This window comes from Falsiroseomonas ponticola (genome assembly GCF_016805305.1).
Taxonomy (GTDB): domain Bacteria; phylum Pseudomonadota; class Alphaproteobacteria; order Acetobacterales; family Acetobacteraceae; genus Falsiroseomonas; species Falsiroseomonas ponticola.
The window spans coordinates 368,072-380,533 of record NZ_JAERQN010000002.1 but is presented as its reverse complement, the minus strand read 5'-3'; the positions used below and the strand labels follow the sequence as shown (position 1 = coordinate 380,533).

The 12,462-nt window shown below is 73.8% G+C and carries 16 protein-coding genes and 1 tRNA gene; 9 read left to right on the top strand and 8 right to left on the bottom strand.

All coding sequences use genetic code 11. From position 1 onward, the window contains the following. Window positions 1–136: 136 nt before the first annotated feature. Window positions 137–652 carry an adenine phosphoribosyltransferase gene (locus JJI54_RS09350; RefSeq protein WP_203072926.1) on the bottom strand — a complete coding sequence of 172 codons (516 nt, stop codon included), beginning with the start codon at window positions 650–652 and terminating at the stop codon, window positions 137–139. Window positions 653–924: 272 nt separating this feature from the next. On the opposite strand from JJI54_RS09350, the gene JJI54_RS09345 reads away from it, so the two are divergent. Continuing rightward, window positions 925–1,116, top strand: coding sequence for a DUF2842 domain-containing protein (locus JJI54_RS09345; RefSeq protein ID WP_203072692.1), 192 nt, complete (start codon window positions 925–927; stop codon window positions 1,114–1,116). 65 nt (window positions 1,117–1,181) lie between these two features. On the opposite strand, the gene JJI54_RS09340 is transcribed toward JJI54_RS09345, so the two are convergent. The 3 genes from JJI54_RS09340 to JJI54_RS09330 form a co-directional block, all read right to left on the bottom strand. Continuing rightward, a complete protein-coding gene (locus JJI54_RS09340; protein WP_203072691.1) occupies window positions 1,182–1,979 on the bottom strand; it encodes a TorF family putative porin in 798 nt (265 codons plus the stop codon). Window positions 1,980–2,150: 171 nt separating this feature from the next. Beyond that, window positions 2,151–2,933, bottom strand: coding sequence for a TorF family putative porin (locus JJI54_RS09335; RefSeq protein ID WP_203072690.1), 783 nt, complete (start codon window positions 2,931–2,933; stop codon window positions 2,151–2,153). Window positions 2,934–3,156: 223 nt separating this feature from the next. Then, window positions 3,157–3,233, bottom strand: a tRNA-Pro gene (locus tag JJI54_RS09330). A gap of 207 nt (window positions 3,234–3,440) precedes the next feature. On the opposite strand from JJI54_RS09330, the gene JJI54_RS09325 reads away from it, so the two are divergent. After that, complete coding sequence (locus JJI54_RS09325; protein WP_203072689.1) at window positions 3,441–3,884, top strand: cytochrome c; 444 nt, start codon at window positions 3,441–3,443, stop codon at window positions 3,882–3,884. A gap of 47 nt (window positions 3,885–3,931) precedes the next feature. Here JJI54_RS09325 and JJI54_RS09320 read toward each other — a convergent pair whose 3' ends face one another. Further along, window positions 3,932–4,705 (bottom strand): cytochrome b/b6 domain-containing protein, encoded by a 774-nt coding sequence (locus JJI54_RS09320; protein ID WP_203072688.1) that lies wholly within the window; start codon window positions 4,703–4,705, stop codon window positions 3,932–3,934. Between the two features lie 126 nt (window positions 4,706–4,831). Here JJI54_RS09320 and JJI54_RS09315 point away from each other — a divergent pair, with 126 nt between their 5' ends. Then, window positions 4,832–5,614 (top strand): hypothetical protein, encoded by a 783-nt coding sequence (locus JJI54_RS09315; RefSeq protein ID WP_203072687.1) that lies wholly within the window; start codon window positions 4,832–4,834, stop codon window positions 5,612–5,614. Between the two features lie 111 nt (window positions 5,615–5,725). Further along, window positions 5,726–7,573, top strand: coding sequence for a LysM peptidoglycan-binding domain-containing protein (locus tag JJI54_RS09310; RefSeq protein ID WP_203072686.1), 1,848 nt, complete (start codon window positions 5,726–5,728; stop codon window positions 7,571–7,573). On the opposite strand, the gene JJI54_RS09305 is transcribed toward JJI54_RS09310, so the two are convergent. Next, the gene (locus tag JJI54_RS09305; protein WP_203072685.1) at window positions 7,489–7,932 is read right to left on the bottom strand and encodes a hypothetical protein; all 444 of its coding nucleotides are present in this window, start codon (window positions 7,930–7,932) and stop codon (window positions 7,489–7,491) included. The two genes, JJI54_RS09310 and JJI54_RS09305, sit on opposite strands and share 85 nt — an antisense overlap. Before the next feature lie 46 nt (window positions 7,933–7,978). On the opposite strand from JJI54_RS09305, the gene JJI54_RS09300 reads away from it, so the two are divergent. The 5 genes from JJI54_RS09300 (at window position 7,979) to JJI54_RS09280 (ending at window position 11,224) form a co-directional block, all read left to right on the top strand. Further along, a complete protein-coding gene (locus JJI54_RS09300; protein ID WP_203072684.1) occupies window positions 7,979–8,668 on the top strand; it encodes a phosphatidylserine decarboxylase in 690 nt (229 codons plus the stop codon). Then, on the top strand, window positions 8,665–9,534 hold the full coding sequence (locus JJI54_RS09295; protein WP_203072683.1) for a CDP-alcohol phosphatidyltransferase family protein: 870 nt from the start codon (window positions 8,665–8,667) through the stop codon (window positions 9,532–9,534). Before JJI54_RS09300 ends, JJI54_RS09295 begins: the two co-directional genes overlap by 4 nt. Before the next feature lie 49 nt (window positions 9,535–9,583). Next, window positions 9,584–9,868, top strand: coding sequence for a DUF427 domain-containing protein (locus JJI54_RS09290; protein ID WP_203072682.1), 285 nt, complete (start codon window positions 9,584–9,586; stop codon window positions 9,866–9,868). An 80-nt stretch (window positions 9,869–9,948) separates the two neighbouring features. Continuing rightward, window positions 9,949–10,800 (top strand): c-type cytochrome, encoded by an 852-nt coding sequence (locus JJI54_RS09285; RefSeq protein ID WP_203072681.1) that lies wholly within the window; start codon window positions 9,949–9,951, stop codon window positions 10,798–10,800. 10 nt (window positions 10,801–10,810) lie between these two features. After that, window positions 10,811–11,224, top strand: coding sequence for a protein-tyrosine phosphatase family protein (locus JJI54_RS09280; protein WP_203072680.1), 414 nt, complete (start codon window positions 10,811–10,813; stop codon window positions 11,222–11,224). Here the strand turns inward: JJI54_RS09280 and JJI54_RS09275 are convergent. After that, on the bottom strand, window positions 11,211–12,119 hold the full coding sequence (locus tag JJI54_RS09275; protein WP_226381579.1) for a DMT family transporter: 909 nt from the start codon (window positions 12,117–12,119) through the stop codon (window positions 11,211–11,213). The genes JJI54_RS09280 and JJI54_RS09275 overlap by 14 nt on opposite strands. 88 nt (window positions 12,120–12,207) lie before the next feature. After that, window positions 12,208–12,402 carry a hypothetical protein gene (locus tag JJI54_RS09270; protein WP_203072678.1) on the bottom strand — a complete coding sequence of 65 codons (195 nt, stop codon included), beginning with the start codon at window positions 12,400–12,402 and terminating at the stop codon, window positions 12,208–12,210. Window positions 12,403–12,462 lie beyond the last annotated feature (60 nt).

Genomic DNA, 12,462 nt, shown 5'->3' with positions numbered 1-12,462 from the left:
CAGCGCGAGGGCGGCCGGGAGGGCAGCGTGTTCCGGGATGCCCGCCGCCGGTCCGGGGAGTGACCCGGCGGCGGGCGAGAGTCTGGCCGGCGTCTCCGGCGGCGGATCGGCTTCCGATCCCGCCGGCGGAGGCCGGTCAATCCTCGTACTGGATGAGCGCTTCGAACGGGACATCGAGCCGGCCTCTGCCACCGAGGAAGGTCAATTCGATCAGCGCCGCGGCGCAGGGCACGACGGCGCCGGCCTGGCGGAGCAGGGAGATGCCGGCGGCCATGGTGCCGCCCGTCGCCAGCAGGTCATCCAGCAGCACGACGCGCTGGCCGGGCTGGATGGCGTCGGCCTGCATCTCGATCCGGTCCGTGCCGTATTCGAGCGCGTAGCTGAGCCCGATGGTGAGCCCGGGCAGCTTGCGCGGCTTGCGCAGCATGACGAAGCCGAGGCCGAGTTCGAGCGCGAGCGGCGCGGCCACGAGGAAGCCGCGGCTTTCGATGCCGGCCAGCACCTGCGGCTGGTGCGGGCGGATGATGTCCGCCATCCGCGCCATGGCGGTGCGCCAGGCGCTGCCGTGCCGGAGCAGGGTGGAGATGTCGTAGAACAGGATGCCCGGCTTCGGGAAATCCGGGATGCCCCGGATGTGGTCCTTCAGGTCGATCGAGGGATCGGGCAGGAGGCGGGAGGCATCGGCGCTGGAGGGGCCGTCAGGGGGGAGGTTCTGGTCAGCCATGCGGGTGGTCGTGTGCTCCGGGGTGGGGGCGCATGACCTCATGCCGCCGCGCGGGTGCGCGGACGGCGGTGCAGCCTGTGCCTTCCTCGGGGGGCAAGCTACGCCCGGCCGGGCGGCCGCCGCAACAGCGCTATCGAGTCGCCGGCCGGGCGGCGGATCGGGGGCTTGGCGGAACGGGGGCGCCGGTCCACATCGCGGCCATGTCCCGCATCACCATCGCCCTTCTCGTCGGCCTGACCGGCTTCGCGCTCTATGTCATGGCGGTGGTCGCGCTGGCCGACCATGTGCTGCCGCTGCACTGGACGCTGCAATTCGTCTATTTCACCGTGGCCGGCATCGCCTGGGCCTGGCCCGCCAAGCGGCTGATGTTCTGGGCCGCCGGCGCGCGCTGATGCGCGCCGGCGCTTTCTTCAGGACAAGGGGCGCGCGCTGACGCGCGCCGGTGCCATCGACGGCCTCAGAAGGGGCGGCTGAGCGTCAGCGTGAAGCGGTTGTCGCAGATCTTGGATCCGCCGAAGCAGTCATTGGCGACGCCGCCGCGTTCCGTGGACAGCGTGTTGTAGATGCCGGTCACGGTGCCGACGATGCCGCCCACGATCTCCCGCGACACGGACAGCGACAGGTAGCCGTAGTCCTTGGCGCCGAAATAGCCATCGCGGCTGCCGACGGCGGGGACGATGTTGCGCTCCACCCACTGGTAGCCGATGCGGGGCGAGACGGTGAAGCCGTAGTCGAGCGTCAGGTCGAAGCCGCCCTCGAGGTAGTAGGCCGCGCCGGATTCGCCGGTGAATTGCGGCGAATAGGCCGCGGTGCCGACGAACTTCACCGGCGCGATCTCGTAGCTGGCGCGCAGCGCGAATTCGTAGAAGGCCAGCTCGAACCCGCCGCGCGGCGCGTCGTAGCCGGGATAGGCGTAGTAGGTGGCGCCGAGGTCGAGCTTCAGGTCGCCGATGGCGAAGCGGTAGCCCGCGAGAAGGTCGAGTTCCTGCCGCGCATTGGTGCCGGCGAAGGCGACGTTGCTGAGGAAGGCGCCGACATAGACGCCGCTCTCATGCTCCACATCGAGGGTCAGCTGCGCCGCGGGGCGGCTGCGCGTCTGGCTCAGGCCGCGGAAGATGTAGTCGCTGGTGATGGCGGGGGTGGTCGTGACGGTCACGCCCAGGCTGTCGATGGTCTGCTGGGCCTGGGATGCCTGCGGCGCAAGCACGATGCCGCCGGCCAGGGCAGTCGCGGCAAGAAGCGTGAATCGGAGCATCGGACGTATCGCCTTCTGCGGTTGCACTGGCGAAGTCCATGCAAGCGGGGCGCCAATTGCTCGGGCGCCGCGCAAGCCTCAAGATTTCGTGTCCGCACCGGTTCCGCGCGGGCATGAAAAAGGCGGCGCCCCGGGGGGACGCCGCCTGCCGGGCCCGGTCGGGCCGAAGCGTCAGAACGGGCGGCTCAGCGTCAGCACCGCGCGGCTGTCGCAGACCTTCTGGCCGCCGAAGCAGTCCTGGCGGCCGGTGTTGCTGTTCCAGACGCCGGTGAAGGTGCCGATGACGCCGCCCACGATCTCACGCGAGATGCCGACCGACAGCGTCAGGTAGTCGGGGCTGCCGAAATAGCCGTCGCGGCTGCCGGTGGCGGGCACCAGGTTGCGCTCGATCCACTGGTAGCCGATGCGGGGCGAGATGGTGAAACCGTAATCCAGCGCCATGTCGAAGCCGCCCTCGAGGTAGAAGCCCGAGCCGGACTCGCCGTAGAAATTGGGCGACCAGGCGGCCAGGCCCACGAACTTCACCGGCGCGATCTCGTAGCTGGTGCGCAGCGCCAGCTCGGCGAAGTTCAGCTCGAACCCGCCGCGCGGCGCGGTGTAGCCGGCGTAGGTGTAGTAGGTGCCGCCGATGTCGAGCTTCAGGTCGCCCAGCGTGAAGCGGTAGCCGGCGCTGTAGTCCACCTCCTGCCGCGCATTCGTGCCCTGGAAGGCGACGTTGCTGACGAAGGCGCCGACATAGAGGCCGCTGCTGTGCTCGGCATCCACCGTCAGCTGCACGGCCGGCTTGCCGCGGGTCTGGCTCAGGCCGCGGAACAGGTAGTCGGTCGTCACCGCCGGCGTCGTCGTGACGGTCACGCCGAGCGCGTCGATCGCGGTCTGCGCCGTACCGGCCGGGGGGGCCAGCAGGATGCCGCCGCAGAGGGCCGTGGCGGCAAGGACGAGGTTGCGGGCCATGGGGGGCTCCTCGGGAAGGGTTGGGTTTACCATTTCCCCATAGCAGCCTCACACAATCGCGCGAGGGAGATTCAACGACGTTGTGTTGAATTCATGCAGCATTGTTGCAAGCGTGCATCGCACGCTTTCATTAATGGGACGGCTGCGCGCCCCCGGCGCGGGGCCGGGCACGAAAAAACCCCGCCAGGCAGGTGCCTGACGGGGTTCCGTCGCCGCGGCCGATTGGTCGGAGTGAGAGGATTCGAACCTCCGGCCCCTGCGTCCCGAACACAGTGCTCTACCAGGCTGAGCTACACTCCGGTGGGGCGCGGCGAGGTGGGCGCTATAGCGAAGCCCCAATGGGGCGGCAAGGGGGGGGGTAGGCGGCGGCACGGCGCCGGCCGGGCGCGCGGCCAGGATGGTTTGCGACGAAATGCGACAGGCCGCGCAAACCGTTGCGCCGGCACTCCGATGCTGCCAGCCTCCCATCCCTCCGATACCGGAAGGGATGGACGGATGCGTTCTTGGATGCTTGTGGCTGGCCTGGCGCTGGCGGTCGGGTCGGCGGCGCCGGCCTTCGCGCAAGGGGATGTCATCGCGGAACGCCGCGCCGGCTTCCGCATGCTCGGCCAGACCATGGAAGCCTTCACCCAGGCGGTGAACCAGCGGGGCGATACGCGCGCCCTGGCGCCGCGGGTGGACCAGATGATCGCCTTCATCAACAGCCTGCCGAACCGCGTGCCGACCGCGTCGCTGACGCCGCCGCAGCCGCAGGGGACGAATGAGGGGCAGACCCGCGCGCTGGCAGCCATCGACGCCGACCGCGCCGGCTTCGCGACCCGCGCCAGCAACGCCGCCACCGCCTTCGCCGCGCTGAAGGTGGCTGCCGAGGCCGGCACCGTCACGGCCGATACGCTGCGCACCGTGGGCGGCACCTGCGGCGCCTGCCACCAGCCCTTCCGCGCCCGCTGACCCGCGGGCCGCCCCCGGCCGTGCGCCCGCACGGCCGGGGATGCGGCTCAGCCGAAGCCGCCCCCGGCGCCGGCCCCCAGCCCCACCACGTACCAGACGATGCCCGCCGCGGCCGCCAGCAGCAGGATGGCCAGCAGCGGATGGCCCATGCGCGGCTGCGGGCCGCTGTAGAGCACGGGGATCTTGAGATCGCCCGTGAGCATGGGGCCCACCAGGTTCTGCCCGCGCAGCACGCGATAGGCGATGATCGCCAGGATGTGCAGCACCGCCGCGGCGACGATCACCCAGAACACCCGCACATGGATGCTGGTGGCCAGTTCGCTGTCGCCCTCGCTGACCAGCATGGAAAGCGGGCCGTGCTGCGAATAGGTGAAGCCCGGGTCGTGGTTGGCGAAGAGCCCCGTGGTGGCCTGCGTCAGCAGCAGCAGCAGCAGGACCAGCACCATCCAGCCGCCGGCGGCGTTGTGGCCGATCTCCACCCCCGCCGGCCGCTGGCGCAGATGGCCGAGGTGGCGCAGCGCCTCCAGCGGTGACTTCAGGAAGTTGCGGAAGCGCGCGGTATGGGACCCGACCAGGCCCCAGGCGATGCGGAACAGGATCAGCGTCAGCATCGTGTAGCCCGCCAGCAGGTGCAGGTCCCAGCGGTCCGTCTTCGCCGTCCAGAAGGAGATCGGGATCAGCAGCACGATGGACCAGTGCACCAGGCGCACCCAGGGGTCCCAGACCTTCAGCCGCCGCGTGCCGGGGCCCGGCCCCGCGCCCGTATAGGCCCTGCCCCCCTGCCCCGGCTGGGGCCCCTTGCCCGGTTTCGGTTCCGCCATGCCATCCAGTCCGCTGTCGTTGCGCGGGGGGATTAGGCCGCGCGGGGCCCGCCGCCGCAAGTTTCGTTCGGTGACGGGCCCGGCCGGCAGTTGCGCGCCCCCGCGCGGTGGCGGCAGGAAGGCGGCATGGATGCATCGATGCTCTGGCCCGGGCTGGTGGCGCTGCTGGTGGCGGCCGCGGTGGCGGGCGCCGCGCGGCTCGGCCGGCGCCCGGCCCTGGCCGCCCTGGCCGCCGCCGCCGGGCTGCTGGCGGGGTGGTGGTGGACGATGGGGCTGGTGACGGCCTCTCCCCGCCAATTGCCGGAACGCCTGCCGCTGCTGGCCGCGGCCCTGCTGCTGCTGGCGGCCCTCGGCATCGCGGCGGCGCGGGGCGGGCGCTTCGCGGGGCTGGCGACCATGGGCGCCGGCGCGCTGGCGACGGGGTGGTGGATGGCGGGCGCGCCGCGCACCGGGGCGGACCTCGCGGCCTCCCTGCACGTGCTGGCGGCGGTCACGGCGCTGGCGCTGCTGCTGCTGCGGCGGGATGCGGCCTGGTCCGCCCCCGCGGCGGCGCTGGTGCTGCTGGCGGCGCTGGTGCTGGCGCGGCTGCCGGGGCCGGGGGTGGTGCTGGGCGTCGCGGCGGCCGGGGCGGCGCTGGGCGGGGCCCTGGCCGGCGCCCTGGCGGGGCCCGCCGCGCGGCGGGCGCCCCTGCTGCCCGCCATGCCGCTGGCGGGGGGGATGGCGGCGCTGGCGGCGCTGCCGGTGCTGGCGCGCGGCGCGGCCGCGGATTGGGCGGCGGCGGCGGCGCCGGTGCTGCTGCTCTGGGCCGCGCCGCTGCTGGGGCGGGTGCTGCCGGTCCGGATTCCCGCCGCCGCGCTGTCGGCCCTGGGCGGGCTGGCGGGGCTCGGGGGGGTGTGGCTTTTGCGTTGACAAGTTGCAGCGAAATGATCGGTGCGCCTCGCAGGCCCTTGTGCCGGCGCGACTTCACGCTCTAGTTACGGGGTCATGAAGCCCAGCGGGCGCGTCCTGTTGATCGTGGCCATGGCCGCTGGTGGCCTGGCCGCTTATGTCGCCAGCCAGTTCGCATCGCAGGAGCCGATGCGGGGCGCCCCGCCGCGCCCGCCCACGGAGACGCGGCCGGTGCTGGTGCCGCCGCCCGCCACCCCCGCCCCCGCCGCTTCCCCTGCCGCCGCCATCCCCGCCACCCCCGCCCCGGCGCTGGAGCCGCCGCGATTCGACGTGGCGCGCGTCGGCGCCCGCGGCAATGTCGTGGTCGCCGGCCGCGCCGCCCCGGGGTCCGAGGTGCTGCTGCTGGAGGATGAGCGGGAGATCGGCCGCACCCGCGCCGATGCCCGCGGCGAATGGGTGATCCTGCCCGCCGATCCGCTGCGCCCCGGCACCCGCCAGTTCAGCCTGCGCGGCCGCCAGGGCGGCGCGGAGATCGCCGGGCCCGATGTCGTCGTCGTCGTCGTGCCCGACCCCGCCGTGGTGGCGGAGCGCGAGGCGCGCGAGGCCGCCGAACGGGCCGAGGCGATCGCCCGCGCCGAAGCCGCCGCCCGCGCCGAGGCCGAGGCCCGCGCCGCGCAGCTGGCGCGACTCGAGGAACTGGCCCGCCAGGCCGCCGCGCAGGCGGAGCGCGAGGCGCGCGAGGCCGCCGAGCGCGCCGAGGCGACCGCCCGCGCCGAAGCCGCCGCCCGCGCCGAGGCGCTGGCCCGCCGGGAGGCCGAGGAACGCGCCGCCGCCGAGGCCCGCGCCGCCGAGGAACGCTCCCGCGCCGAGGCGCTGGCACGCCGGGAGGCGGAGGAGCGCGCCGCCGCCGAGGCGCGTGCCGCCGAACAGGCCGCCCGCCTGGCCGCGGAGGCCCGCGCCGCCGAGGAAGCCGCCCGCCTGCAGGCCCAGGCGCGGCAGGAAGCCGAGGCCCAGGCCCGCGCCGCGGAGGCCGCCGCCCGCGCCGAGGCCCTGGCCCGCGCCGAGCAGGCCGCGCGCGCCGAGGCCAATGCCCGCGTCGATGCCGCGCTGCGGGTCGCCGAAAGCGCCGCCCGCGCCGCGGAGGCCAGCGCCCGCGCGGCGGAGATTTCCGCCCGCGCCGCCGAAGCCTCCGCCCGCGCGGCGGAGGCCGCGATCCGCCAGCAGACCCTGGCGCGCGCCGAGGCCGAGGCCGCCGCCCGTGCCGAGGCCGCGAGCCGCGCCGGTCAGGCCCGCCAGGCGGAAGCCGCCCGGCAGGCGGAGGAAGCCCGCGCCGCCATCGCCCGCCAGGCGGAAGCCGCGCGCCGCCAGGCCGCCGCCGCCGTGCCGCCGCCCGCCCCGGCGCAGCCGATGGTGGTGCTGGTGCCGGGCGCGCCCGCCGCCCCGCCCCGCATCCTGCAGACGCCGACGGGCCCGGCGCGCCGGGGCCTCGGCCTCGATGTGGTGGATTACGACGATGCGGGGGGCATCCGCTTCTCCGGCAGCGCCGCGCCCGGGGCGCCGGTGCGCATCTACGTGAACGGCGTGCATGCCGGCGATTCGCGGGCGGATGCGCAGGGGCGCTGGGAATTGTCGCCGCCGACCGCGCCGGCGATCGGCCGCCACCGCGTGCGGGTGGACCAGCTGGCGGCGAATGGCGCGGTCTCCGCGCGGGTGGAACTGCCCTTCCAGCGGGAAAGCGTGCCGCAGGGGGAGATCCCCGAGGGCCGCGTGATCGTGCAGCCCGGCAACAGCCTGTGGCGCCTGGCGCGCGCGGCCTATGGGCGCGGCGTTCTCTACACCGTGATCTACGACGCCAACCGCGACCAGATCCGCAACCCGAACCTGATCTTCCCCGGTCAGGTCTTCACCCTGCCCGCGCCGCCGCCGCCCCCGGCGCCCCGCCCGGCATCCAGGCCCGCGGATTCCAGCCGGTCCAGATAGGGGTCGAGCGCGAGCGCGAAGGCCACCATGGCACGGACCAGCGCCGTGGCCGTCACGTCCCCCTGCCGCGGCAGCGCCGCTTCCAGCCGCACCCGGTGGTCGGGCAGCAGCCGCAGCCGCCAGCCCTCCGGCAGTTCCGGCGCCATCTCGCCCAGCGCGGCGAAGGCGCCGGGGCGGACCTCGGCCCGTTCCGCCGTATAGGGCACGGCGCCGGCCTGCACCGTCAGGCTGACATGCCCGTCATCGAAGGTGGCCTCGCAGCCACGGCCGCGCCATTCGAAGCGCATCGCGGGCTGTCGATGGGGGGTGAGCGACCCGTCCTCGGCGACAAGGAAAGGCCCGTGCGTGATCTGTGGCATGACGCCTATGTTGTCCGGATAGAGTGAACGGACCATAAGCGCCCGCATGAGCCTGATCTCCAGCTTCCGCCTCGTCCTCGCCAAGCCGCATCCGGCCGGGCGTCCCTTCATCTATGGCGGCGTCGCCGTCGCCGTGCTGGGGGGCCTCTTCCTCGGCAAGTGGCTGTTCTGGCCGGGCGTGGCCTTCACGCTGTTCTGCCTCTACTTCTTCCGCGATCCCGAACGGGTGATGCCGCCCCGCCCCGGGGTGGTGATCGCCCCCGCCGATGGGCGCGTGGTGATGGTGGGGCCCGCCGTGCCGCCGGCGGAACTCGGCCTCGGCGACATGCCGCGCTGGCGGGTCTGCATCTTCCTCTCGGTGCTCGACGTGCATGTGAACCGCGTGCCGGTGGATGGCGTGGTGACGCGCATCGCCTATCGCCACGGCGCCTTCCTCAATGCCAGCCTGGACAAGGCAAGCGACGAGAATGAGCGCAACGCCATCGCCATCCGCATGCCGGATGGGCGGGACGTGGCGGTGGTGCAGATCGCCGGGCTGATCGCGCGGCGCATCCTCTGCCATGTGCGGGAACAGGACCAGGTGACGGCCGGCGACCGCTTCGGGATCATCCGCTTCGGCAGCCGCACGGATGTGTACCTGCCGGAGGGCGTGCGGCCGCTGGTCGCGGTCGGCCAGCTGATGATCGGCGGCGAGACGGTGGTGGCGGAGCTGAACGCCGCGGGGCCGCGGGCATGAGCGAGGAGGGCCGCAAGCCGCTGCAGCGGTTGCGCCGGCGCTTCCGGCCCCGCACCCGGCCGCGCTTCGATGGCCAGTCCTTCAACCGGCTGATCCCCAATATCCTGACCATGCTCGGCCTCTGCGCCGGGCTGGTCGCGATCCGCTTCGCGATCGACGGGCGCTGGGCGCCGGCGGCGGGCATGATCGTGGTGGCCGCGGTGATCGACGGGCTGGACGGGCGGCTCGCGCGCCTGCTGAAGGCGACCTCGCGCTTCGGCGCGGAATTCGACAGCCTGGCGGATTTCCTGAGCTTCGGCGTGGCGCCGGCGCTGGTGCTCTACCTCTGGTCCATGCAGGCGGTGGGGCCGATCGGCTTCGTGCCCTGCCTGCTCTTCGCGGTCTGCTCCTCGCTCCGCCTCGCGCGGTTCAACGCCTCGCTCGATATCGGGCCGGCGCCGAAGCCGGCCTATTCCTACAACTTCTTCACCGGCGTGCCGGCCCCGGCGGGCGCGGGCTGCGCGCTGTTCCCGCTGTTCGGCGGGCTGGCGCTGGGCGAATGGGGGTGGGAGGGCACCGCGACGGTGATCCGCCACCCGGTGCTGGTGGGCGTGGTGCTGGTGGCGGTGGGCGGGCTCATGGTCTCCACCCTGCCGACCTGGTCCTTCAAGAATTTCCGCGTGCCGCGCGCGGCCATCCTGCCGCTGCTGCTGGGGGTGGGCTTCTACGTCGCGCTGCTGCTGGCGGAGCCCTGGGCGGCGCTGGCGGCGGGCGGGATCATCTATCTCGGCATGCTGCCCTTCTCCGTCCGGTCCTACCTGACCCTGAAGCAGGAGGCCGAGGCGCTGATCGAACCGGAGCCGGAGCCCGCCGCCGGCCGGCCTTGATGCGCGCCCCCGCCGCGCCACCTGCCGGAAAAGGGCGGGAGGCAGGCGGATGGCGCGGGCGATCTGGAACGGCGCGGTGATCGCGGAAAGCGAGGCGGTGGAGCGGGTGGAGGGCACCCTCTACTTCCCCCGCGCGGCGGTGAAGCCGGAATTCCTGCGGGACAGCAGCCACACCACGGTCTGCGGCTGGAAGGGCACGGCGCGCTACCACGACATCGTCGTGGACGGGCGGGTGAATGCGGGCGCCGCCTGGTACTACCCGGACCCGAAGCCGGCGGCCGCAAACATCCGTGACCACCTGGCCTTCTGGCGCGGCGTGACCGTCGAGGGCTGATCGCCGGCCGAACCGTTGCATTGTCCCCGTTGCCTCGTTGCGGCAGGCTGCCGATGCCGGGAAGGAACGGGGAGAACTCCATGATGATGCGATTGATGGGCGCGGCCGTCGCCGCGCTGTGCCTCGCCTTGCCCGCCGCCGCCCAGACGGGATCGCCCGATGCCGCGCTGCTGGCGCGGGGCAGGCACCTGGTGGAGGTGACCGGCGCCTGCGGCAATTGCCACACGCCGATGGGCCCGCAGGGGCCGGACATGACCCGCGCGCTGGCCGGCGGCAATGTCTTCGACGAACCGCCCTTCCGGGCCGTCGCCTCCAACATCACGCAGGACCCGGAGACGGGGATCGGCCGCTGGACCGATGCGCAGATCGGCCGCGCGATCCGGGAGGGCATCCGCCCCGATGGCCGCATCATCGGCCCGCCCATGCCGATCGGCCTCTATCGCGGCCTGTCGGACCGGGACCTGGCGGCGATGGTCGCCTATCTCCGCACCGTCGCCCCGGTGCGCAACGCGGTGGAGGCGAGCGTCTATCGCATCCCCCTGCCCCCGGCCTATGGCCCGCCCGTCGCCACCGTGCCGGACCCCGCGGACAACCCGGTGGCGCGCGGCGCCTACCTGGCCAATGCGGTGGCGCATTGCATGGAATGCCACACGCCGATGGTGGATGGGCGGAACGATTTCAGCCGGATCGGCGCCGGCGGCATGGAATTCCGCGGGCCCTGGGGCGTCTCCGTCGCGCGCAACCTGACGCCGCACGCGAACGGCATCGGCGGCTGGACGGATGCGGAGATCATCCGCGCCATCACCACCGGCGTGTCGCAGAATGGCCGCCCGCTGGCCCCGCCCATGGCCTTCTGGGCCTATCGCAGCATGACGCCGCAGGAGCTGTCGGACCTGGTCAGCTACCTCCGCAGCCTGCCGCCGCAGCCGTGAGGGCGCGCGCATGAGGATCCGCGGCACGCTGCCGCTGGTGGTCGCGGGGCAGCCCGTGACCATCACCGGCGGCCCCTTCGATGCCATCCCGGACGGCGCCTTCGGCGTCTGCCTGGAGATGCAGGCGGAGAAGGCGTGGCTGGCCGATGTGGCGGTGCCGACGCCGGATTTCGGCCTGCCGGACCCGGCGGTGCTGCGGGAGGCCGTGGGCCGCGTGCTGGCGCAGCTGCAGGCGGAGCCGGGGCGGCCCGTGCATGTCGGCTGCCGCGCCGGCATCGGGCGCACCGGGCTGTTCATGGCCTGCCTCGCCAGGGCGGCGGGGGTGCCGGGCGATCCGCTGGACTATGTCCGCGCCCATTACCTGGCCCATGCCGCGGAGACGGCGGAGCAGCAGGCGATGGCGCGCGGCTTCACCTGGCCCTGAATGGGCGGAGCCGCCCGGCCAGCCGGCCATCGATCAGCAGCAGCCCCGTGCCGATCACGGCCATGCCGGCCAGGTGGCGCGGGGCCAGCGCCTCATCCAGCAGCAGCCATCCCAGCAGCAGGGCGGAGACGGGGACCAGCAGCGTGACCAGCATGGTGTTGGTGGCGCCCGCGCCGGCCAGGATGGCGTAGTACAGCGCATAGGCCAGGGCGGTGGCGACCAGGCCCAGCACCACCAGCGCCAGCACCGCTTCCACCGGCGGGGCGGGCAGCGCCCAGGGCCGTTCCCAGGCCAGGGACAGCGGCAGCATCATCAGGCAGGCGGTGGCGCATTGCCCCGTGGCGGCCGGCAGCGGCGCCAGGCCGGCGCGCTTCACGCGGCGTGACCAGACGCCGGACAGCCCATAGGACAGGCAGGCGCCGAGGCAGAGCGCGATGCCCAGCGCCTCCCCGCCCCGATGCAGGTCGAAGGCGGCGGGGCCGATGAGGAGCGCGACGCCCGCGACGCCGGTCAGCGCCCCGGCCAGGCGGTTTGCGGTCAGCCTTTCGTCATCCGCCAGCCAATGGGCGCAGAGCACGGCGAAGACCGGCGTCGCCGCATTCACCACGGCGGCGAGGCCGGAGGGGATGAATTGCAGCCCCGCCACGATCAGGGTGAAGGGGATGGCGTTGTTCAGCAGCCCCATGCCCGCGCAGGCGGTCCAGGCCTGGCGCCCGCGCGGCAGGCGCAGCCCCATGGCGAGACAGGCCAGCCCCAGCACCAGCGCCGCCATGGCGGTGCGGGCGCAGACGATGGTGAAGGGCGGAAAGCCGCGCAGCGCCACCGCCATGGTGAGGAAGGAGGTCCCCCAGGCGAGGGAGAGCGCGATCAGCAGCGCCCAGAGGCGGGGGGTCATGACCATGGGCATGGGGGGCCGGGCATGGGGCATGGTGTCGCCCATGCCGCCGGCCCGCGCCATCCGGCCGTGGCGCGGGTCTGCCCCGTCAGGCGTAGAGGTCGAGCAGCCGTTCGGGCACGCCCGCCGCCCGGGCGCCGGCCACCCAGCCCGGCTCCTGCCCCGGCGCCGCCGCGGCGGGCCCGGGCGCGGGCTCCTGGTCCGGCCGCGCGGGATCGATGCCGCGCTTCGCCCGCGCGACATCGGTGCAGTCCCGGCAGGGATAGCCGTTGACGATCTGCATGGCCGGGCATGATCCCGCCCGGGCATGAAGGCCGGGTGAAGGGCGGGGAGGCCGCCGCCT

What these genes read in the sequence shown, in the direction of transcription:
- JJI54_RS09295 (WP_203072683.1), top strand. Translation starts at nt 8,665, where the DNA reads ATGAGCGAGGAGGGCCGCAAGCCGCTGCAGCGGTTGCGCCGGCGCTTC.
- JJI54_RS09315 (WP_203072687.1), top strand. Translation starts at nt 4,832, where the DNA reads ATGGATGCATCGATGCTCTGGCCCGGGCTGGTGGCGCTGCTGGTGGCG.
- JJI54_RS09280 (WP_203072680.1), top strand. Translation starts at nt 10,811, where the DNA reads ATGAGGATCCGCGGCACGCTGCCGCTGGTGGTCGCGGGGCAGCCCGTG.
- JJI54_RS09310 (WP_203072686.1), top strand. Translation starts at nt 5,726, where the DNA reads ATGGCCGCTGGTGGCCTGGCCGCTTATGTCGCCAGCCAGTTCGCATCG.
- JJI54_RS09290 (WP_203072682.1), top strand. Translation starts at nt 9,584, where the DNA reads ATGGCGCGGGCGATCTGGAACGGCGCGGTGATCGCGGAAAGCGAGGCG.
- JJI54_RS09340 (WP_203072691.1), bottom strand. Translation starts at nt 1,979, where the DNA reads ATGCTCCGATTCACGCTTCTTGCCGCGACTGCCCTGGCCGGCGGCATC.
- JJI54_RS09300 (WP_203072684.1), top strand. Translation starts at nt 7,979, where the DNA reads ATGAGCCTGATCTCCAGCTTCCGCCTCGTCCTCGCCAAGCCGCATCCG.
- JJI54_RS09335 (WP_203072690.1), bottom strand. Translation starts at nt 2,933, where the DNA reads ATGGCCCGCAACCTCGTCCTTGCCGCCACGGCCCTCTGCGGCGGCATC.
- JJI54_RS09325 (WP_203072689.1), top strand. Translation starts at nt 3,441, where the DNA reads ATGCTTGTGGCTGGCCTGGCGCTGGCGGTCGGGTCGGCGGCGCCGGCC.
- JJI54_RS09285 (WP_203072681.1), top strand. Translation starts at nt 9,949, where the DNA reads ATGATGATGCGATTGATGGGCGCGGCCGTCGCCGCGCTGTGCCTCGCC.
- JJI54_RS09275 (WP_226381579.1), bottom strand. Translation starts at nt 12,119, where the DNA reads ATGACCCCCCGCCTCTGGGCGCTGCTGATCGCGCTCTCCCTCGCCTGG.
- JJI54_RS09270 (WP_203072678.1), bottom strand. Translation starts at nt 12,402, where the DNA reads ATGCAGATCGTCAACGGCTATCCCTGCCGGGACTGCACCGATGTCGCG.
- JJI54_RS09320 (WP_203072688.1), bottom strand. Translation starts at nt 4,705, where the DNA reads ATGGCGGAACCGAAACCGGGCAAGGGGCCCCAGCCGGGGCAGGGGGGC.
- JJI54_RS09345 (WP_203072692.1), top strand. Translation starts at nt 925, where the DNA reads ATGTCCCGCATCACCATCGCCCTTCTCGTCGGCCTGACCGGCTTCGCG.
- JJI54_RS09305 (WP_203072685.1), bottom strand. Translation starts at nt 7,932, where the DNA reads ATGCCACAGATCACGCACGGGCCTTTCCTTGTCGCCGAGGACGGGTCG.